Annotated in this window: 18 protein-coding genes; 12 read left to right on the top strand and 6 right to left on the bottom strand. The window is 38.7% G+C overall.

The window, feature by feature from the left end; translation table 11 throughout:
* Window position 1: 1 nt before the first annotated feature.
* A complete protein-coding gene (fadA, locus tag AC1Z3T_RS07315; RefSeq protein ID WP_009584468.1) occupies window positions 2-1174 on the bottom strand; it encodes an acetyl-CoA C-acyltransferase FadA in 1173 nt (390 codons plus the stop codon).
* A 12-nt stretch (window positions 1175-1186) separates the two neighbouring features.
* Window positions 1187-3340, bottom strand: coding sequence for a fatty acid oxidation complex subunit alpha FadB (gene fadB / locus AC1Z3T_RS07310; RefSeq protein WP_483396552.1), 2154 nt, complete (start codon window positions 3338-3340; stop codon window positions 1187-1189).
* 434 nt (window positions 3341-3774) lie between these two features.
* Here fadB and AC1Z3T_RS07305 point away from each other — a divergent pair, with 434 nt between their 5' ends.
* The 9 genes from AC1Z3T_RS07305 (at window position 3775) to AC1Z3T_RS07265 (ending at window position 12539) form a co-directional block, all read left to right on the top strand.
* Window positions 3775-4764 carry a hypothetical protein gene (locus tag AC1Z3T_RS07305; protein WP_483396551.1) on the top strand — a complete coding sequence of 330 codons (990 nt, stop codon included), beginning with the start codon at window positions 3775-3777 and terminating at the stop codon, window positions 4762-4764.
* A gap of 215 nt (window positions 4765-4979) precedes the next feature.
* Entirely contained in the window at window positions 4980-5924 is a 945-nt protein-coding gene (lpxO, locus tag AC1Z3T_RS07300; protein ID WP_009584430.1) for a lipid A hydroxylase LpxO, read from the top strand.
* 105 nt (window positions 5925-6029) lie between these two features.
* Window positions 6030-6449, top strand: a complete 420-nt coding sequence (locus AC1Z3T_RS07295; protein WP_009584467.1) for a PH domain-containing protein — start codon at window positions 6030-6032, stop codon at window positions 6447-6449.
* A 331-nt stretch (window positions 6450-6780) separates the two neighbouring features.
* The gene (locus AC1Z3T_RS07290) at window positions 6781-7335 is read left to right on the top strand and encodes a hypothetical protein (protein ID WP_483396550.1); all 555 of its coding nucleotides are present in this window, start codon (window positions 6781-6783) and stop codon (window positions 7333-7335) included.
* Window positions 7336-7466: 131 nt separating this feature from the next.
* A complete protein-coding gene (gene uvrC / locus AC1Z3T_RS07285; RefSeq protein ID WP_151713861.1) occupies window positions 7467-9266 on the top strand; it encodes an excinuclease ABC subunit UvrC in 1800 nt (599 codons plus the stop codon).
* A 142-nt stretch (window positions 9267-9408) separates the two neighbouring features.
* On the top strand, window positions 9409-10203 hold the full coding sequence (locus AC1Z3T_RS07280) for a thioesterase family protein (RefSeq protein WP_100886334.1): 795 nt from the start codon (window positions 9409-9411) through the stop codon (window positions 10201-10203).
* Between the two features lie 106 nt (window positions 10204-10309).
* Complete coding sequence (gene pgsA, locus AC1Z3T_RS07275; protein ID WP_004826293.1) at window positions 10310-10897, top strand: CDP-diacylglycerol--glycerol-3-phosphate 3-phosphatidyltransferase; 588 nt, start codon at window positions 10310-10312, stop codon at window positions 10895-10897.
* Window positions 10898-11230: 333 nt separating this feature from the next.
* On the top strand, window positions 11231-12394 hold the full coding sequence (locus AC1Z3T_RS07270) for a hypothetical protein (RefSeq protein WP_100886100.1): 1164 nt from the start codon (window positions 11231-11233) through the stop codon (window positions 12392-12394).
* Complete coding sequence (locus AC1Z3T_RS07265; protein ID WP_157811023.1) at window positions 12387-12539, top strand: hypothetical protein; 153 nt, start codon at window positions 12387-12389, stop codon at window positions 12537-12539. The genes AC1Z3T_RS07270 and AC1Z3T_RS07265 overlap by 8 nt, the downstream gene beginning before the upstream one ends.
* A gap of 200 nt (window positions 12540-12739) precedes the next feature.
* Here AC1Z3T_RS07265 and AC1Z3T_RS07260 read toward each other — a convergent pair whose 3' ends face one another.
* The 4 genes from AC1Z3T_RS07260 to AC1Z3T_RS07245 all read right to left on the bottom strand — a co-directional run bounded on the left by AC1Z3T_RS07260 (window position 12740) and on the right by AC1Z3T_RS07245 (window position 15653).
* Complete coding sequence (locus AC1Z3T_RS07260; RefSeq protein ID WP_009584473.1) at window positions 12740-12958, bottom strand: hypothetical protein; 219 nt, start codon at window positions 12956-12958, stop codon at window positions 12740-12742.
* A 192-nt stretch (window positions 12959-13150) separates the two neighbouring features.
* On the bottom strand, window positions 13151-13774 hold the full coding sequence (gene blhA, locus AC1Z3T_RS07255; protein WP_005035326.1) for a cell division protein BlhA: 624 nt from the start codon (window positions 13772-13774) through the stop codon (window positions 13151-13153).
* 30 nt (window positions 13775-13804) lie between these two features.
* A complete protein-coding gene (locus AC1Z3T_RS07250) occupies window positions 13805-14212 on the bottom strand; it encodes a DNA polymerase III subunit chi (RefSeq protein ID WP_046759904.1) in 408 nt (135 codons plus the stop codon).
* Window positions 14205-15653, bottom strand: coding sequence for a leucyl aminopeptidase (locus AC1Z3T_RS07245; RefSeq protein WP_100886099.1), 1449 nt, complete (start codon window positions 15651-15653; stop codon window positions 14205-14207). The genes AC1Z3T_RS07250 and AC1Z3T_RS07245 overlap by 8 nt, the downstream gene beginning before the upstream one ends.
* Before the next feature lie 144 nt (window positions 15654-15797).
* Here AC1Z3T_RS07245 and lptF point away from each other — a divergent pair, with 144 nt between their 5' ends.
* The 3 genes from lptF (at window position 15798) to gpmI (ending at window position 19682) form a co-directional block, all read left to right on the top strand.
* Entirely contained in the window at window positions 15798-16898 is a 1101-nt protein-coding gene (lptF, locus tag AC1Z3T_RS07240; RefSeq protein ID WP_010591214.1) for an LPS export ABC transporter permease LptF, read from the top strand.
* Window positions 16898-17968: an LPS export ABC transporter permease LptG gene (gene lptG, locus AC1Z3T_RS07235; RefSeq protein ID WP_004826310.1), complete on the top strand. Its 1071-nt coding sequence runs from the start codon at window positions 16898-16900 to the stop codon at window positions 17966-17968. The genes lptF and lptG overlap by 1 nt, the downstream gene beginning before the upstream one ends.
* A 166-nt stretch (window positions 17969-18134) precedes the next feature.
* A complete protein-coding gene (gene gpmI, locus AC1Z3T_RS07230; protein WP_100886098.1) occupies window positions 18135-19682 on the top strand; it encodes a 2,3-bisphosphoglycerate-independent phosphoglycerate mutase in 1548 nt (515 codons plus the stop codon).
* The last annotated feature ends 2 nt before the right edge of the window (window positions 19683-19684 follow it).

Here is a 19684-nt window from a genome sequence, read left to right as displayed (position 1 = left end):
TTTAAACACGTTCGATAATTGTCGCGATACCTTGACCAAGACCGATACACATGGTTGCAAGACCGATTTGTGTATCTTGTTGCTCCATCACGTTCAACAATGTTGTGGTGATACGCGCACCAGAACAGCCCAATGGGTGACCCAATGCAATCGCACCGCCGTTCAAGTTGATCTTGTCTTGCTTGTCATAGATGTTCAAGCCTTTCATTACGGAAAGACCTTGAGCAGCAAACGCTTCGTTTAACTCGATGGTTTGGATATCATCCATCGTTAAGCCAGCACGTTTAAGCGCTTTTTGAGTTGCAGGAACAGGACCATAACCCATGATCGCAGCATCACAGCCTGCAATTGCCATAGAGCGAATCACCGCACGTGGCTTAAGACCTAAAGCTTGAGCACGTTCAGCAGACATCAATAACATTGCAGACGCGCCGTCAGACAATGCAGAAGAAGTCGCAGCAGTTACAGTACCGCCTTTAGGGTCAAATACAGGACGCAATGCTTTAAATGCTTCAATGTTCGCATCTGGACGAATCACTTCATCGATGTCACATAGAACTTTAAAGCCATTGGCATCATGACCTTCAACACCAATGATTTCGTTTTTAAAACGACCTTCTTGTGTTGCAGCCCAAGCACGACGGTGAGATTCAACACCAAATGCATCTTGTTCATCACGGCTAATACCGTTCATACGACCTAACATTTCAGCAGTTAAACCCATCATGTTAGATGCTTTTGCATAGTGTTTTGATGCTTCAGGGTTAAGGTCGATGCCATGCATCATACCTACATGCCCCATATGCTCGACACCACCCACGATGAAGATATCACCTTGGTTTGTTGCAATTTGAGCAGCAGCAGTATGGATGGATTGCATAGAAGAACCGCAAAGACGGTTAACCGTTTGACCACCAACAGTTTTTGGTAAATCAGCCAACAATACGATGTTACGACCAATGTTCATACCTTGTTCTAAAGTTTGGTTCACACATCCCCAAATTAGATCTTCAACTTCATTGACATCAAACTGGTTACGAGCAACTAAAGCACGTACTAATTCAGCAGATAAGCTGTCCGCACGAACATTGCGGAACATACCGTTTTTGGTTTTACCCATTGCAGAACGTACGCCATCAACGATGACAACGTCACGTGGATTTAAAGTAGCCATTCACGTTGCTCCTTAACCGTAGAATTTTTTGTTGTTAGCAGCCATGTCACGCAACATTTGTGGCGCTTCATAAGCTTTACCTAAGTGTGCGTATTTGTCGCAAAGTGCTACATATTCAGCTACACCAGTTTGGTCGATGTATCGCGCAGGACCACCACGGAATGGAGGGAAACCAACACCCATGATCATTGCCATATCTGCTTCAGACGCAGTTGCAACAATGTTGTCTTCTAAGCAACGAACAGTTTCGTTACAGAACGCAAGCATCATACGGTCAATAATTTCTTGTGGATCAAACTCATGTTTTTCAGTTGTTGCCATTGTTGCAACAAGATCATATGCAGTTGGATCAACAGTTTTGGCTTTTTTGCCTTTACGATCGAGTTCATATTTATAGAAACCAACGTCGTTCTTTTGACCAAGACGTTTGTTTTCATACATGATTTCGATTGCACCTTTGTAGTTAGGCTTCATACGGTCTGGGAAACCTTCAGCCATAACTTCAGCACCATGAACACCTGTGTCGATCCCTACAACGTCGATGAGGTATGCAGGACCCATAGGCCAGCCGAATTTTTCCATGACTTTATCCACTTGCTGGAAGTCAGCACCATCTTTAAGAAGAAGGTCAAACGCACCAAAGTAAGGGAACAATACACGGTTAACAAGGAAGCCTGGGCAGTCGTTTACAACGATTGGTGTTTTACCCATTTTCTGAGCAAGTACTACAGTTGTGGCAATTGCTTCTTCAGAAGTTTTTTCACCACGGATCACTTCAACCAACGGCATCATGTGCACAGGGTTAAAGAAGTGCATACCGACAAAGTTTTCAGGACGAGCCAAGGCTTGAGCAAGACGTGTAATAGAAATCGTTGAAGTGTTCGATGCAATGATTGTATTTTCACGCACTTTCGCTTCAGTATCTTTCAATACAGCTTCTTTGATTTTTGGATTTTCAGTCACCGCTTCAATCACGATATCGACTTCTTTAAACTCGTCATAGCTTAAAGTTGGGCGGATACGTGCAAGCGTTTCACCCATTTTTGCAGGTGTCATCTTTTTACGTTCAACTTGTTTAGTCAACAATTTGTTCGCTTCAGACATACCCAATGCAAGTTGTGGGTTACCAATGTCTTTCATGATGATCGGTGTGCCTTTGCTCGCCGCTTGGTAAGCAATACCACCACCCATAATACCCGCACCTAAAACAGCTGCTTGGTTAACAGGGTGAGCACCTTTTTCATGCTTTTTAGATGCTTTTTTCACAACTTGGTCGTTGATGAATAAGCCAATCAAAGCACCTGCTTGTGGTGTAATCGCAGCTTTAGCAAATGCTTCAGCTTCAATTTTTAATGCAGCGTCACGTTTTTGGCTAACACCTGCTTGAAGTGAATCAAGAAGAAGTTTTGGTGCAGGGTATTGGGCTGGGTTTGCTTTAGCCAGTACCACACCTTTAGATGAGTTAAACGCCATCATTTGTTCAAGCATGTCTAATTTAACAGGCTCTAATTTTTCTTGACGTTTTGCTTTCCAGTCCAAACGACCAGAGATCGCTTGCTTGACAAGATCAATCGCAGCTTCTTGTAATTTATCAGCAGCGACAACAGCATCTACAGCACCGTCTTTAAGTGCAGCTTCAGGGCGTTTGCTTGCAGACGTTGCAATCCACTCTACAGCGTTATCAATACCGATCAAACGGCTTAAACGAACTGTACCACCGAAACCAGGGATGATTCCCAATTTAACTTCAGGTAAGCCTACGGTTGCAGTCGTTGACATGACACGGTAGTCACATACCAGACACATTTCAAAACCGCCACCCAAAGCAATGCCATTGATCGCAGCAACTTTAGGAATTTCTAAGTCTTCAAACGCATTGAAGATTTGATGAACAGGCATTGCCCATTCTACAATCGCACTTTCGCCTTGCTTAAAGTTATCACCGAACTCAGTGATGTCGGCACCAACGATGAATGTAGATTTACCAGAAGTAACGATTAAACCTTTCACTTCACTGTTATTTTTTACAGCTTCAATAGCAGCTTTAAAGTCTTCAATCGTTGCACGGTTGAATTTGTTAACCGACTCACCTTGTAAGTCAAAGCGGAATTCTGCAATTCCGTCCGAAAGCAATTGGACGGTAATGGCATTGCCAGCGTGGATCATGCCCTGATCTCCTTTTTTGGAGGACTTCTAAGTTGATGTTCTGAAGTGTGTATGCTTTTCCCGCACACATTTCGACTTCAATAATCTTACGATAACTATATCTAAAAATAACCTAACAAGTTGTATCAAGCCGTGACGCAAGGGTCATCAATTTTTTTTGGATATCATATTGATTTAACCTGTTGAATTTTAAGAAATGTAAGTCGTTTTTGTGTAAGTGTTTATATTTTAGCAATTTAATTTATATTTTATTGAGCATTCTTTCACAAAAGGATTGAGCTGAAATATTAAATTAGGTTTGTTATTTCTGTCATTTAGGTCAACTGAGTTTTAAATATGAATTAATTTTTTAGAAATTCTTAAAAAACAATTGAATAATATTTGTCATATATATAATATTTTATGCGACGTTTATCACAAAAAAAGAACTAATCATGCCTATACAAAACAAAAAACTCACGCTGATGGCTATTTCTGTATGTCTTCTTGTCGTCGGCTGTGGTGGTGGTGGAGATTCTTCTTCATCAAATTCCTCAAACGCTACAACAACCGAAGACAATTTAGAAAATGGAACTCGATATTATTTTGTCGACTATGAGCTTAATGATGACTCAGATAATTTAACGATGGAGTATTACGAAGTTTTTAATAAGCAGTTTAAGAACCTTCAATCAAATACAAGTTTGGATGAATATATTCTTACAGCAAATAAGCTATACACACCACGAGATATTGCAACTAACAAAGTCATATTGAATTCGACCACATCATGGACATCAACATTAATTGGTGATGTAAAAACAGATATTAAGCTCGAAAAAGTAGATATTTCTGGCAGAAATATTTTTGATACGGTTTTACCTAGTTACCGTAGCTTAGGCTTTGACAATGAAAACAATTATGGAGAAGCACGAAAATTGTTAGCTTCATATGGTAAAGAAAACTTTCCAAAAGGCAGCAATTGTTATCGAATTATCTCAACTAAGAATAACCAAGATTATTTTAGATTTGAGACTAACCAAGAATTTAATCAGTCTTTTGAAGACTTCAATCAAGATAATATTGGCTATGTAGATTATTTAAATGAACATTACAAACCTTTAGGTTTGAGTTATCGCTACGAAAGTGGTAATTGGCAAGGGATTCCTTGGACAACGATTTATGAAATTGAACTGGGCATTGGAGACGAAGATGCTGTTGCAGTAAAATATCAAAATAAAACATATTTAGCCGAGTACAACAGTCGTATCGAATGGACCAACGGTAAAGAAATTAGACAGTGGGAAAATCTATTAGGTAGAACCACGACAGATAAAGAAAGAATACCAAAATTGAATATTGAAAGATTAAAAAATGGTTGTACGGTTTTTAATTCAACAGCTGCTTCTACTTTAAGTTCATTGAAATTGATTGATTGGAATTAAATTAATAGGTAAGCGTAATTAAGTAAATAAATCCAAACTTCAATGTATAAAAATTATTGTACATTGGAGTTTTTTAAAATAAATATAATAAAAACAGTTGATTGCTTGGTTTTAGTTTTTTTGATTTGTAGATTTGATATAATAAAAGTTACGCTATCTAATTCTAATGTTCACAATGCTGTAGAACATCCCGATTTTTTAAAAAAGAGTGCTATATGATTAAATGGATCATATTGGCGATTTTTGTGATTTCTGCTTTGTATATCCAAAATCGCGGTAAAGTACGACATTCGTTTTATCGTCAATTTTTTGATCATTCAACGATACTCGCACCGATTAACTTTCTCATGTATATGTTTTCAAAAGTGCCGAATCAGCCGTATATCGACACGCAATATTTTAAAGATTTAAAAGTATTGGATGAAAACTGGGAAATGATTCGCGATGAAGCGCAAGCTTTATATGCTAAAGGTGGAATTAAAGCTTCAAGTACATATGATGACTTGGGTTTTAACTCGTTCTTTAAAACAGGTTGGAAGCGTTTTTATCTGAAATGGTATGATTCTGCTCATCCATCTGCTGCGGAACTTTGCCCAAAAACAACGGCTTTGTTGAAAACTTTGCCGACCATCAAGGCAGCAATGTTTACTGAACTTGCACCTGATAGTCGTCTTGTTCGTCATCGTGATCCTTATGCAGGTTCTTTGCGTTATCATTTGGGATTGATTACGCCGAATGATGACCGCTGCTTTATTGACGTAGATGGTCAACGTTATTCTTGGCGTGATGGTGAAAGTGTGGTTTTTGATGAAACTTATATTCACTATGCCGAAAATACCACGGATCAAAATCGTATTATTTTCTTTGCTGATGTTGAACGTCCTTTAAAAACCAAGTTAATGGAGCGCTTTAACCATTGGTTTGGTAAAAAAGTTATGACGGCTGCCAGCTCTCCAAACGAAGCAGGCGACCAAACTGGCGGTTTAAATAAAGTTTTTGGTTATGTTTATCAAATTCGTATCAAGGCGAAAGCGCTGAAAAAATCCAATCGCTCATTGTACTATTTTTTAAAATGGTTCTTGATGTTGGGTATTTTCTTCCTGATTTTTATTCGTCCTTATATGTCGCAGATTATTGCTTTTATTCAAAAGCTAATCTGATTTAAAGCGCCCATTTTGGGCGTTTTTTTTATTGTATAAATAAATGATTCAATGATCATATTTCAGCTAGAATATTATTTTGTAAAACAAATGATAAAGAACGTGATGCAAAAATTTCATACTAAAATTGATTGGTGGGTGTTAGGTTTCTTAATTGCAATGACAGGTTTACTGGTTCAATTGCTGTTTACGATGTATGCCAAAGGAACAATGGTTGAATATCCTGAGCATACCATAGTTTATATTCTCACGATTGCTGTGATTTGGTGGCCTGCATTCAATACTCGCTATAGGATTCAAGACCGAATATTGAGTATTTCTTGCTTATTTTTAAAATGGTATATTCCATTGGCAACCATTCAAAAGATCACCCCTACTCATGATTCGATTGCATCACCTGCTTTATCTTTAGATCGGTTGAAAATTGAATATAGTAAAGATGGTGAAATTAAGCAGGTTCTGATTTCTCCAAGAAATCACCAAGCTTTTATTGAGGCTGTAGAGAAACAACAACTTATCAAATAGCGATTGAATCAACGCTCGTGTAGTCATCAGAAAACTTGGCTCAAGTGTTATACATGAACCATCGAGAACAATAATGATCCCCATTGGTACTTTTAGCTTTCTACAATTCTTTTTATTATTTATCTGCCCAATATTAGGGGGGATTTCATGCATCATCTTGGTTGTCTTGGGACTGAACTATTTCATTCAAAAATTTATCAATAAGGTTCCAGATCAGCATTTTTTGTCACTGAAAGTAAAATGTTTTTTAGTATTCTTTGCGGTTTTCAATATCTGGAATATCTATCTGTTTTTTCTGTCAGAACGAGTAAGTGATGAGGTCAATGTATCGATGGAAAATAAAGAAAAACGTAAACGTTTTATATTGCCAGTGGATTATGTTTATGATGGTTTTGTATTTCCTCAAGGAACATTAATCAATGCATATAATGCGCATGACGATGGTGGTCGTTATCGTTATTTAACGCTTTCAGGGCTTGAGCAAGCACGTTTTCAACAGCCTGTATATATTGCAGGTGTCTGGGCTAAGGCGATTAAGGTCGACTCAGATCATGAGTTTTTAATTGAACTTTCACAAGATCAAGATATTTCACCTGTTTATATTCTAGATGGTCAGGGTGAATATAAAGTAGATTCTGCACGTGCTTCAATACATTGTAAAAAGGATCAAATCGCGCAATATACAGTGAATTCTGGTTACTATCCTGATAAAGATTATACCAGTGAAGACTGGTATATACTTGAAAAGGAACGTTTTGATCCAAAACAATGGCTGTTTAGAGGCTGTTTTTCCGCTCCGCCAATCTATGTCGATCGCCCTTATCCACAAACAAAATTATATGATGAAGAACGAATGAGCGAGGTAACGAATGCTGCAATAATTTAAAAATTGGCTGTTTTAAGGCATTAAAGACTTATTTTTAAAAAACAGTTTCAGAATTAAATACAATTAAAATGCTTGAAAATAGGCTTAAAAGCATCACATTATGAGGTGTAGAGCGGAACAACAGGTTTAATGTGAACGAAAACGCACGAACAAACATTGAAAAGATTTTAGCCCATATGACCACCTTACCTGGTGTCTATAAAATGCTAGGAAAAGATGGTGAATTGTTATATGTGGGAAAAGCCAAAAATCTAAAAAATCGTGTATCAAGTTATTTTGTCAAAACCATTGAACATCCCAAAACTCAAGCATTGGTTGCACGAATCTATAATATTGAAACCTTGGTAGTTCGTTCTGAAACAGAAGCATTGTTGCTTGAACAAAATCTAATTAAGCTGCATCGTCCACCATATAACATTATGCTGCGTGATGATAAGTCATATGTTTATATCTTTGTATCCGCAGATAAACCTTACCCGCGTATTGCCTCAGGACGAGGTAAAGGGAAACACCAAGTGGGTAAGTTTTTTGGACCTTATCCCAGCGCATATAATGCGCGAGATACCCTGCTCGTTTTACAGAAATTATTTAATGTACGTCAGTGTGAAAATAGCTATTTTTCACAGCGCAAACGCCCGTGTCTACAATATCAAATCAAACGTTGTACTGCACCTTGTGTTGGACTGATTAGCCCAGAAGCCTACCATGAAGACGTTCAGAACTCGATTCGCTTTCTCAATGGTGATACCAAAGAGTTGAATCAGGAGTTGATTCAAAAAATGGAACAGGCTGCCGAGAATCTGGAATTTGAAAAAGCAGTATTCTATCGTGATCGTATGGCTTTACTTAGAGATGTTCAGGCACAACAAGCCATTTATAAAGTGAAAGGCGAGGCTGATATCTTGGCAATTGCCTATCAGGCAGGAGTGACCTGTGTACAGATCATGCATGTGCGTAATGGCAAAATGCTGGGTGGAAAAAGTTATTTTCCAGATATGCTTGGTGATGATCTGGGGCAAATGTTGGCAGATTTTATTGCCAATTTCTATTTCCAAGTGGCAGATGAAGTCCCTGCTGAATTGATTGTGAATGTTGAGGTTTCTGATCGGAAAGAATTAGAAGCAGCATTGCATCAACAATTCGAAAAGAAAATTCAGATTAAACACAATGTTCGAGAAACTCGTGCTGAATGGCTGGAGTTGGCTGAAATGAATGTACAGCATGCCATCAAAGGTAAACTTGCCAACCATTTAGAGCTAAATGAGCGTTTTTATCAGCTTGAGCAAGTGTGTGGTCGCCCAATTGACAGTATTGAATGTTTTGATATTTCCCACACGATGGGTGAGGCAACGATTGCTTCATGTGTGGTGTTCGATGCAGGTGGGGCACGTAAGCGCGATTATCGACAATTCTCGATCGAAGACATTACAGGTGGTGATGATTATGCTGCGATGCGTCAAGCATTGACTCGACGTTATAAAAAAGCCATGTTGCCCGATTTATTGCTGATCGATGGGGGTAAGGGGCAGTTACATATGGCGATGGAAGTGATGCAAGAGTTGGGCTTAGAAGCGTTTATGGTTGGAGTCTCTAAAGGTGAGGGGCGTAAACCGGGTTTAGAAACCTTACATTTTACCGATGGTACAAAAATACAACTCCCAGAAGACCATAAAGCCCTGCATTTGATTCAACAAGTCCGCGATGAAGCACATCGTTTTGCCATCACCAAACATCGTGCTAAGCGTGATAAACGACGAGGTGGTTCAGTGCTTGAAGCAATTCCTGGTTTAGGACCAAAACGCCGCCGTGATTTGCTTACTCATTTTGGTGGTATTCAAGGTGTACTCAAGGCTTCAGAACATGATTTAAAAAATGTTCCGGGTCTTGGTGATGTCATGGCACGTATGATTTATAAAGTTTTGCATGAGTAAACTGCCCCTGTTATCCGTAATACATTGTTATCAGGGATAAGGTACATTTGCCAAAACGACCATTGACGCATGAGTCATTGATCATTTTCATCTTGCTTTAAATATGGAACAGTACAGCAAAGGTCAAAAAATTGGACAGATCATGTCATTAGAATCGCTGTTTCAGCAGATTGAGCAAAAGCAATGGATTGATATTCCTCAAGGATGGTTACAAGGACGTACAATTTTTGGCGGTCTTGTCGCTGGTATGTTGATTCATAAAGCCATCACCACCATTGCTGATACTGGGAAAAAGCTGCTTAGCTGTAGCATTACATTTGTGGGTCCAGTTGAAGAAGTACAAGTTAAATTAACTGCTGAAATTCTTCGTCAAGGCAAGTCTGTGACAACAATTGAGGTTCGACTTTGGCAAAATGAAGCTGTGCAAAGTATTCTTATTGCCAGTTTTGGAAGTCAGCGCGATTCAAAAATTCAGGTCGCAAAAGAGCCACAAGTGCCTGATTTTCCATCACTTGATCAAATGAGTATTGTGCCGAAGTATTTACCTTTTCCTGAATGTGTAAAGAATTTTCAATTGGGATGGACCGAGGGTAATTATCCCATGACAGGCAGTAAGCAACCGGATTTTGCTGGGCGTTGTCGTTTTGACCCTGATCTACACAGTAATCGTGAAATGCATGTTGCAGATCTGTTGACGCTGATGGATGTTTGGCCACCTGGAGTCTTGCCGATGTTTAAAATGCCCGCGCCTGCCAGTTCACTCACTTGGCATGTCACCTTGGTTCATCCACTGAACAATCAGTTGAATGATTGGTTTAAATATCAAGTGATCACAGACTTTGCTGAACATGGCTATGCAACAGAGCATGCCTACTTATGGGACGAGCAAAATCGCCTCATTGCGATTGCAAGACAGACAGTTACTGTATTTGCCTAGTCGACAGTTTTACGTGAATCGTATAAAGTATGAATGAAATAGAGCTTTACTCTACATGATTATTTACCATTAAATTGGGTAAATAGGGGACTCACTGGCGGTGTCTATGACTACAGGTCGTATCCTGAATATTCCAAATATCTTGACGCTTGCTCGGATTGCGTTAATTCCAGTTTTTTTAATCATCGCCTATTGGCCACCTGCAATTGGAGTAGGTGGGCATACTGGTGGCATGACACGACATATTATTTTAACTGCAATTTTTGTGATTGCTGCTGTGACGGACTGGTTTGATGGCTATTTGGCTCGAACCTTGAACCAAACCTCAGCATTTGGGCGTTTTTTAGATCCCGTTGCAGATAAATTGATGGTTGCAGCAGCTTTAATTGTATTGGTGCAATGGCAACCTACGATCGCAATGGCTTTTGCCGCAATTGTAATTATTTCCCGAGAAATTACTGTTTCAGCATTACGTGAGTGGATGGCTGAATTAGGTGCACGTACCAATGTTGCGGTATCGACTGTAGGTAAATATAAAACAGCATTTCAAATGATCGCGATCACGGTATTTCTGTTAAATTGGCAACCTCTTGAAATGTTAGCTTATGCATTACTGTATACAGCAGTCATTTTGACGTTATGGTCGATGTTTATTTATCTCAAAGCAGCGTGGCCTTATTTGAAGCAACCTTAAGGAACAAAAGTTGTTGTTTAACTTGTGGTCGTAATGGGAAATTAATGTATTTCACCATTACGACATCATTCAAACATAAAATAATTTACTTTCCCTTTGCTTTTCTCGTTACTCGTGATCAGAACTTATACCATTCAAGAAAACTTGCAACACATAGCTAATTTGTTTAAAAAATTATTAAGTATTTGATTTTAAATTATTTGCTGTGTGCCAAGACTAAAATATAAGATTGACTGTGATCTTATGCTATATTGCTGAAGAACAAGATTAGAAAAAATACTGTTGTGACGTTCTCGTCAACTACATCGTCATCAGTAGAACAAAGGAATATTTATGTCATCATTGTTTTATTTATCAAATCAAAATTTATATTTATTGGATGGAAATAAAAGTATAACCGTACCTTGCCAAGCGATTGACCAATATAAGAAAAATCTAGTTGAGATTCAGCAGCGTAAAGAGTGGAAAACCAAAGGGACTGGTGCTCAGTTTACGGGAAATTTTTCACAAGATGATCAAGTTGATTTAAATCATATTTTTCCAACCGATGTGGTCTTAACATCGGATCATAAAATGATTTATACCGCATGCTTACAAGAAGGAACATCAATTAATATTAAATCTCTCAATGACTTGCAAGAAACAGAGGGTTTAATACTCAGAAAAAATGATTTTGTGGTTCAGGACATGGCATATGATGAAGCGAAAAAACGATTAGCACTCTCTGTCAATTCAAGTGGTTATGAGCGCCATATTTGTATTTTACCTTTAGACGCTAATCGGACACAGTATTTAACAGAAGGCGACTGTCAGGACTCAAATCCATGTTTTGATCCACAAGATACTATGCAACTTTATTATGACTCTTGTGGTCTAGCTTATGGCGAGCATCGAATTGCTTATAGCCCAAAGGAAATCTACCATTTAGATATGGGGACAGGTGAGTTACAAACGGTTGCTTCGGACCCGAAATTTGATTTCTTTAAACCTAAAATGGATAGTTTAGGAAATTTATATTTTATTAAAAGACCTTATTCACGTGATGGTAGTCATCATTCGCCAGTGACCACAATAAAAGATATTATTTTTGCACCATTTAAAATTATTCGGGCAATTGTGGGCTGGTTAGATTTTTTTACACAGCGTTATACAGGTGAATCTTTAAAAACAACATCAGGGAATAATCCTGCCAAGTCTCAACAAAAGTCAGAAGAAGAATTATTTGTTGAAGGTAATCTGATCAAAGCTCAACAAAATTTAGAGCGTAATCAGAAGTCTGGAGAAAAATACCCTGGCATGATTCCAAAGTCTTGGGAGTTGGTTAAAATGTCACCCACGGGTGAAATGACGACATTAAAGCGAGGGGTGATGAGCTTCGCTTTAAAAGATGACACTATTTTTTATTCCAATGGAAAATATTTAATTGAACTTGATGCAGATCAAAATGAGCATCTTAGAATTGAAGCTAAGTTAATTTCAAAGATTATTTGTGGATGATATTGTCATTTTTGAAGTAAAGAAAACGTTATTGAGCGTTTTCTTTATGGAGCTTTTTTTTGAATTAAGCTTAGCAATGTTTTTAAATGTGATTCAGCTTGACCAACTTGAAAGTGCTATCATTATATATGGTCAATCTGCTTAAAAACGCCTGCAGTAAAATATAATGTCTCTTGATCAATACAATCAATCTATTGTTGAATCATATCAAACTTTTATTGCCAAGCTTTGCCGTTAAAGCTTAAATAACTTAGGGCTTCATCTAGGTGATGCTTTATTAAAAAGTCCTAAGGATGAAGTTGATTTTGACTAAGGCTTAACATTTTTTTATTAATACCGCACACATTAATTTTTGATAATGGTGAGTGATGTATGACCAAATCGTGATTTGGTTTGATCAGTATTTTTGAGTGAAAAACTGCCTTTCTCTGATTCTCGAAAAAGAAATACCGACAGTGATTGAAAATCTGCACGACTAATGAATAAATCTTGTATAGACAGGGTCCATTTTTCTCCTGAACGCAGTTGAGCAATTCGGGTCGAAATTTGCTTGAGCAGATCCATTTTATTCATCCTGATTAAGGTGATAAATACTTTGCTATAGCATATAAAAATAGTATTTATCACATCATTTATTTTGCCCTAATTGTTACAAGATCATTTATCAAGGCTATCTAGCATGACTATTTTGTGACAAATATATTGCATTTTCGTGACAAGTCAAAAAGGCTTTAGATATAAAATAGATAAGCTTTTCTATTTTTCTGCTGAGAAATTGGAATTTGCTAAAATATATTCTATTTCATCTTTTGCTGCTGTTTGAAGTTTACTGCGAAAGGCATCTACCGCTTGTTCAATCAATGTTTCAGCTTCTAATTCAAGACGAAGACGGACACTTTCTAGCTCCGAGGTGATCTGTGCATCTGCAACAGCAAATTGACCATTGGCATAGTCGATCGCTGGTGTATCAGGATTCTTGGTATATTTTTCACTATAAATTGAAATTTCAAGATCAATTTGCTGACGTAAATTTTGTAAGTTTAGTGTTTGTTGCTCATATTGCTGAGTTTCATCTTTTTGTAGTTCTAAATTATAAGCATCTTGTTGTGCACGTTTTTCAGCTAAAGCTTTCTCTAGTGCTAATTGTTTACGAACACGGGCTTCTTCGATCAATTGAGCTTTTAAGTCAGCATAAGCTTGTTCTACTTTGAGTTGAGCAACTTGCATTTCACGTTGGTCGTTGCTTAACCACTGTTGTACATCCGTTTTTGGGCTGAGAAGATCACAGATGCGATTGAGGTCATCTACAAAAGTTTGGCGTACAGCCTCAGGCGTGTCTAACCAACGCTTTTTAAAATCTTGACCGACATTTAATGTCACCGCATATCTCCTTGGGAAAATGTTTAAAATTTATAACTTATAGGTTTGAGGCTGAGTACCCATGTGTCGATAGGCTTTGTATTTCTCTCGACCAACTTGCTTAGCAGACTCATCATTTTCGATGATTTCTATAATGTGACTAAATTGTGTCACTTGTTCAAGTGCTTGACTGTTAAAATTAAACACAATCCATTCAGATGATTCGGGAAGTTTGGATGAAATACAGATCGGTGCATCGACTTGATCAATACCATGCGCCAAAAAACTAGTGGGATCAAAAGACCACAAATATTCATCCAGTTGTTGTTGCATATTCACATCAGGGCAATGCAGCCAAATTTTAGCTGCATTTCGTAGAATTTTACGACATAAACGACAAGCACTTTCAACTTGTCGTTCAGGGCTTTTTTCAAACAAGTAAAAGCTAATTTTAGCCATTAGTTTTTACACGATTGGCAATGAATTGCATGAGTAATGGTACTGGACGACCAGTAGCGCCTTTGTTTGCGCCAGAGTTCCATGCTGTACCTGCAATATCCAAGTGCGCCCAACGGTAATCACGAGTAAAGCGTTCCAAGAAACACGCTGCGGTGACTGCGCCTGCTTTTGGACCACCGATATTGGCAATATCCGCAAATGGCGAGTCAAGTTGCTCTTGATAGTCCTCATAAACTGGCATACGCCATACACGGTCAAATGATGCGTGTCCTGCTGCTGTAATTTCTTCTGCGAGTTCATCATCAGGTGTAAATAAGCCTGAGACAACAGAACCTAGTGCAACCACACAAGCACCTGTTAATGTTGCAATATCAATAACCAGCGCAGGATTGAAACGCTTGATATAGGTTAACGTATCGCAAAGTACCAAACGACCTTCTGCATCAGTATTTAAAATTTCAACAGTTTGCCCACTCATGGTGGTGACAATATCGCCAGGGCGGGTTGCATGACCTGATGGCATGTTTTCAGCGGCAGCAATTGCACCGACCACATGAATCGGTAGTTTTGCTTCACATAGGGCACGGATAGTACCCAATACCGATGCTGAACCACACATATCAAATTTCATCTCATCCATGCCTAAGCCTGGTTTCAGTGAAATACCGCCTGTATCAAAAGTAACACCTTTACCAACCAATACAATTGGTGCTTGGTCTATATCTGCCTTATATTCGAGTGTAATCACACGTCCAGGTCGGTCAGAACCTTTGCTGACAGCGAGAAAAGCGTTCATACCTAAATCAGCCAATTGCTGTTCTTCGAGTACAGTTACTTTTAGCAAATCAGGAAATTCAACGGCTAAAGCACGGGCTTGTTCTGCTAAATATTCTGGAAAGCAAATATTTGGTGGGCAATTGCCCAAGTCGCGGGTAAAGTTTTGACCCTTTTGCACAGCAGAGATCAAATGCAGTTTTTCGCTATTTAAATCTGATTGTGTCGCAATAAATTCAATACTTTCTAAGCTGAATTCATTCTTTTTAGATTTATACTCATCGTAACCATAAGCGGCTTGAGTGAGGCTTAATGCAAATAAATAGTGCAACTCTGAAGGGAGCGCAGAAATATCAATACTGACTTGTTGGAATTTTTTTTGTGACGCTTTGATAATGGTTTGTGCGATTTTTGCTAATTTTGCAACTTTGACATCAGATGCTTTATCTAAACCAATTAAGGTACATTGCGCAACTTGAGTTAGCTTTCCGATCAGTGGTAAAGTTTCATTTAAGCTTGCTTTATATTGAATGCTATCAATCAATGCGTTTAAGTCATTGATTTTATATGTTTCTTGAACCTGTTGTAAGTTTTCAGAATCCACCAGAATAAATAACGCCTGGCGAGATGTAGACGCTGAAAATGACGTGTTAATCGTAAGTTTCATATGTTGTCTTTGTGCCTGTTGTACATTTCAAATCATTAAACCATTGAACCACTTCAAATGGTAGAATTTCAATCTAGTTTTATAATTTTAACTTCGGGTAAACTAGCGCTACGTCATGATACTACCCTTATTTGGAAGATTAATTTGATTATTCGACGCTACCTTGTCAAACAAGTCGTTTCGACCTCCTTAGTGGTGGTTGCATTATTGACACTCATCATGATGGGTGGGCAATTGATTAAGCAATTTGGTCGTGCTGCAATGGGGCGTGTAGACCCAAGTATTCTATTGAGTATTATTGGATTTCGTTTACCTGAGTTCTTGACCTTAATCCTTCCTTTGGGTTTCTTTATTGGGCTGATGTTGGTTTTTGGTCGTTTATATGTTGACCATGAAATGGCCGTGCTCAATGGGAGTGGAATCAGTCGTATTCAGGTTGCTCGATTATTAATTCCATTAACCATTGTTTATTTGCTTGTACAAAGTGCGTTAATGATCTGGATTTCACCTTGGGGACTTCGTCAGTATGGGCAATTGGTTTCTACCCAAGCTGTACGAACTGGTTTTGATTTAGTTCGACCCAGAGAATTTATTTCATCGGGTGCATATACCATCTATGCTGGTTCTCTGTCTGAAGATCGAAAAAATCTTAAAGATATTTTCTTTTATCAGCGTGCAGAGAAAGAAGGTAAGCCTGATGTCATGATTTTGGCGAAAGAAGCGACCCGTGTGGAAATGGCGAATGAAACTGCAAGTGTTGTGGACTTGGTTCTGGGGCGACGCTATGAAATTTATCCAGGTACACCGAAATATAGTCAAACTGAATTTCAAACCTACCGTTTACGTTTAGAGAATAATAAAGAAGCAAAGTTTGAAAGTGATGAGGTTGAAGCACTCGGTTTTGGCAAATTACTTGAGAATAAAGATGACCCAGTCATACAAAGTGAATTGGGATGGCGGTTATTTGTGCCATTCTCAATGATTGTAGCTTTAATGTTAGCAACGGCTTTGTGTGAAGTCAGCCCGCGTCAAGGTCGCTATCTTAAACTCTTCCCAGCCTTATTGATTTTCGCCAGTTTGATTGTGGCGTTGATGGCGATTAGAACAAGGATCAGTAAAGATGAAGTTGGGATTTGGGCATATCCTGCAATACTCTTGTTCTATGCGATTGCCGCTGCTTTATTTTCAAGAAAGCAGAAGTTGGCACCGAAGATTAAGAAGCAAATACAGCGAGTGAAATCATAATGTTAGCACGTAGAATTGTCGCAAAACATGTGACCAAGACCACAGTACTCGCTATGGTAGGCGCAACAGCTGTGCTTTCCATTTTGCAAATTTTATTTACCTATTTAGGTGAGCTTAGTAGCTTAAAAGACAATTATACAGCGTGGAATGCATTGCAGTATGTTTTGTGGGGGGCACCTCGTTATCTCTATGAAATCCTTCCTATTGCAGCTTTGATTGGTGCCGTTTTGGGTTTAGGCTCTATGGCATCAAATAGTGAGTTAATTGTCATGCGTGCTGCAGGCATTAGCTTATGGCGCATTGTTGGATGGGTAATGCGTTCTGCAATGCTTTTGGTGATTCTTTCTTTTGCTTTGAGTGAATTTGTGATTCCTTATACCAATGAGCAAGCCAAAAGCATTAAAAGTCACCGTAGCGTTGCAGCATTGGGTGAAGTAAAAGGCTATTGGACACGCGAAGGACAACGGTTTATTTATATTGATTATGCCAATTCACAAGGTACGTTGAAACAAGTTCAGGTGGTGGATTTCGATGAAAATTATCGAATGAAATCTTTGCTCAATTCTGAAGAAGGTCAATTTTTAAAAGAAGGGCAATGGAATTTAAAACAGACGGCCCAAGTCAATTTACTTGCCAATGGTCAAGCACAAGTGGTTGATCAAAATCAGCAAAATCTAGCTCTTGCGCTACAACCTAAGTATGTCCATATGGTGACGATTGATCCAGAAGATTTAGCACCAAGTCAGTTGTTAAGTTTTATGGATTATATGCATGAATATAGTCAAGTACCGAAAACCTATTTATTGGCATTCTGGAAAAATGTAGGTTCACCTTTTGCCTTGCTGGCACTGGTTTTGATTGCTTGTTCATTTATTTTTGGACCATTGCGTCAGCAATCTATGGGATTCCGTTTGGTGATTGCCTTATTTGTGGGCTTGGCATTCTATTATGTGCAGGACTTTTTAGGTTATGCCAGTCTGATTTATGCTCCATCACCCGCATGGTTTGTTTTTTTACCGATCGTATTTATGTTTGGTATAGGGAGCTACTTATTGTATCGGGCTCGATAAGAAATCGTTATATAAGAAATCGGTATATAGCAATCAACTACAGCGAATGAGATAAGAATTTTAGATTGTGGCAAACAGTTATTGCCATTGTCTAAGGATAGAGTCTGCCGTAAAAAAACGGTAAGATATGATGATTAATTTGTAAACAGTAAAAAGAGTGTAAATCATGACGGATGCAACTGCTGGCAAAATCCCTCACGTTCTGGTGATTATGGATGGTGTGGGTCATCGTGAAGCGGTCGAAGATAATGCGTTTTTAGCAGCCAAGACGCCAAATCTAACCATGATGCAAGAAAAGCATCCGCATAGTTTAATTTCAGGTTCAGGTGAAGACGTTGGTTTGCCTGATGGGCAAATGGGCAACTCAGAAGTGGGGCATATGAACTTGGGTGCAGGTCGTGTGTTATACCAAGACTTCACTCGTATTACCAAAGACATTCGTACTGGTGCTTTTTTTGAACATGAAGTATTGATTGATGCTGTAGAAAAAGCCAAAGCGGCAAATGGCGCTGTCCATATTATGGGCTTGTTGTCAGAAGGTGGTGTACATTCACATCAAGATCATATTATTGCAATGTGTGAGTTGGCTTTAAAACGTGGTGCAAAAGTTTATTTACATGCCTTCCTAGATGGTCGTGATACTCCTCCACGCAGTGCAAAACCTTCTTTGGAAAAATTGGATGCAGTCTTCGCACAGTACCCTCAACAAGGTCGTATTGCGACAATGATTGGTCGTTACTTCGCAATGGATCGTGATAATCGCTGGGACCGTGTAGAGCAAGCCTATCGCTTAATCACTGAAGGTGAAGCTTTGCGTGTTGTTGATTCAGCAACTGAAGGTTTAGAACAGGCCTATGCAGCAAATGAAAATGATGAGTTTGTAAAAGCAACCCGTATTGGCGACATCGCCAAAGTTCAAGATGGTGATAGCATTGTCTTTATGAACTTCCGTGCGGATCGTGCCCGTGAAATCACCAAAGCTTTTGTAGAAAAAGATTTTGCTGGCTTTGAGCGTAAAGTGGTTCCTCAACTGTCAAAGTTTGTCATGTTGACTCGCTATCAAGCAACTATTGATGCGCCTGTGGCTTATATGCCAGAAGAATTAAAAAATTCAATTGGTGAGTACCTTTCATCTTTAGGTAAAACGCAATTGCGTATTGCGGAAACAGAAAAATATGCCCATGTGACATTCTTCTTTAGTGGTGGACGTGAAGATGAATACCCTGGGGAAAAGCGCATTTTAATTCCGTCACCTAAAGTCGCGACTTATGATTTACAACCTGAGATGAGCGCACCTGAAGTCACTGACAAACTTGTCGAGGCGATTAACTCAGGTGAGTTTGATCTTCTGGTCGTGAACTATGCAAATGGTGATATGGTCGGGCATACAGGTGTATTTGATGCGGCAGTCAAAGCAGTTGAAGCAGTTGATGTAAGTTTGGGGCGTTTATATGACGCTGTTATGGCAAAACATGGACATATGTTGATTACTGCCGATCATGGTAATGTTGAGCAAATGCAAGACTATGTAAGTGGTCAGGTACATACTCAACATACCACAGAACTTGTACCGTTTATTTATGTCGGTCCGACATCAGCAACAATTGCAGAAGATGGCGTGCTTGCAGATGTTGCTCCAACAATTTTAACTTTAATGCAGCTTCCTGTACCGAAAGAAATGCAAGGTCGCAATTTAATTACATTAAAAGTCTAAAT

It is taken from the genome of Acinetobacter sp. B-6 (assembly GCF_056930735.1).
The sequence above is the reverse complement of the archived record's forward strand: the minus strand, read 5'-3'. Positions and strand labels throughout refer to the sequence as shown.

Excerpts from the sequence above, each read along its gene's own strand:
- lpxO (WP_009584430.1), top strand. The coding sequence starts at position 4,980 with ATGATTAAATGGATCATATTGGCGATTTTTGTGATTTCTGCTTTGTAT.
- AC1Z3T_RS07245 (WP_100886099.1), bottom strand. The coding sequence starts at position 15,653 with ATGAAACTTACGATTAACACGTCATTTTCAGCGTCTACATCTCGCCAG.
- AC1Z3T_RS07295 (WP_009584467.1), top strand. The coding sequence starts at position 6,030 with ATGCAAAAATTTCATACTAAAATTGATTGGTGGGTGTTAGGTTTCTTA.
- fadB (WP_483396552.1), bottom strand. The coding sequence starts at position 3,340 with ATGATCCACGCTGGCAATGCCATTACCGTCCAATTGCTTTCGGACGGA.
- AC1Z3T_RS07290 (WP_483396550.1), top strand. The coding sequence starts at position 6,781 with ATGGAAAATAAAGAAAAACGTAAACGTTTTATATTGCCAGTGGATTAT.
- pgsA (WP_004826293.1), top strand. The coding sequence starts at position 10,310 with ATGACTACAGGTCGTATCCTGAATATTCCAAATATCTTGACGCTTGCT.
- AC1Z3T_RS07260 (WP_009584473.1), bottom strand. The coding sequence starts at position 12,958 with ATGGATCTGCTCAAGCAAATTTCGACCCGAATTGCTCAACTGCGTTCA.
- AC1Z3T_RS07305 (WP_483396551.1), top strand. The coding sequence starts at position 3,775 with ATGCCTATACAAAACAAAAAACTCACGCTGATGGCTATTTCTGTATGT.
- AC1Z3T_RS07250 (WP_046759904.1), bottom strand. The coding sequence starts at position 14,212 with ATGGCTAAAATTAGCTTTTACTTGTTTGAAAAAAGCCCTGAACGACAA.
- lptG (WP_004826310.1), top strand. The coding sequence starts at position 16,898 with ATGTTAGCACGTAGAATTGTCGCAAAACATGTGACCAAGACCACAGTA.
- AC1Z3T_RS07270 (WP_100886100.1), top strand. The coding sequence starts at position 11,231 with ATGTCATCATTGTTTTATTTATCAAATCAAAATTTATATTTATTGGAT.
- fadA (WP_009584468.1), bottom strand. The coding sequence starts at position 1,174 with ATGGCTACTTTAAATCCACGTGACGTTGTCATCGTTGATGGCGTACGT.
- AC1Z3T_RS07280 (WP_100886334.1), top strand. The coding sequence starts at position 9,409 with ATGTCATTAGAATCGCTGTTTCAGCAGATTGAGCAAAAGCAATGGATT.
- gpmI (WP_100886098.1), top strand. The coding sequence starts at position 18,135 with ATGACGGATGCAACTGCTGGCAAAATCCCTCACGTTCTGGTGATTATG.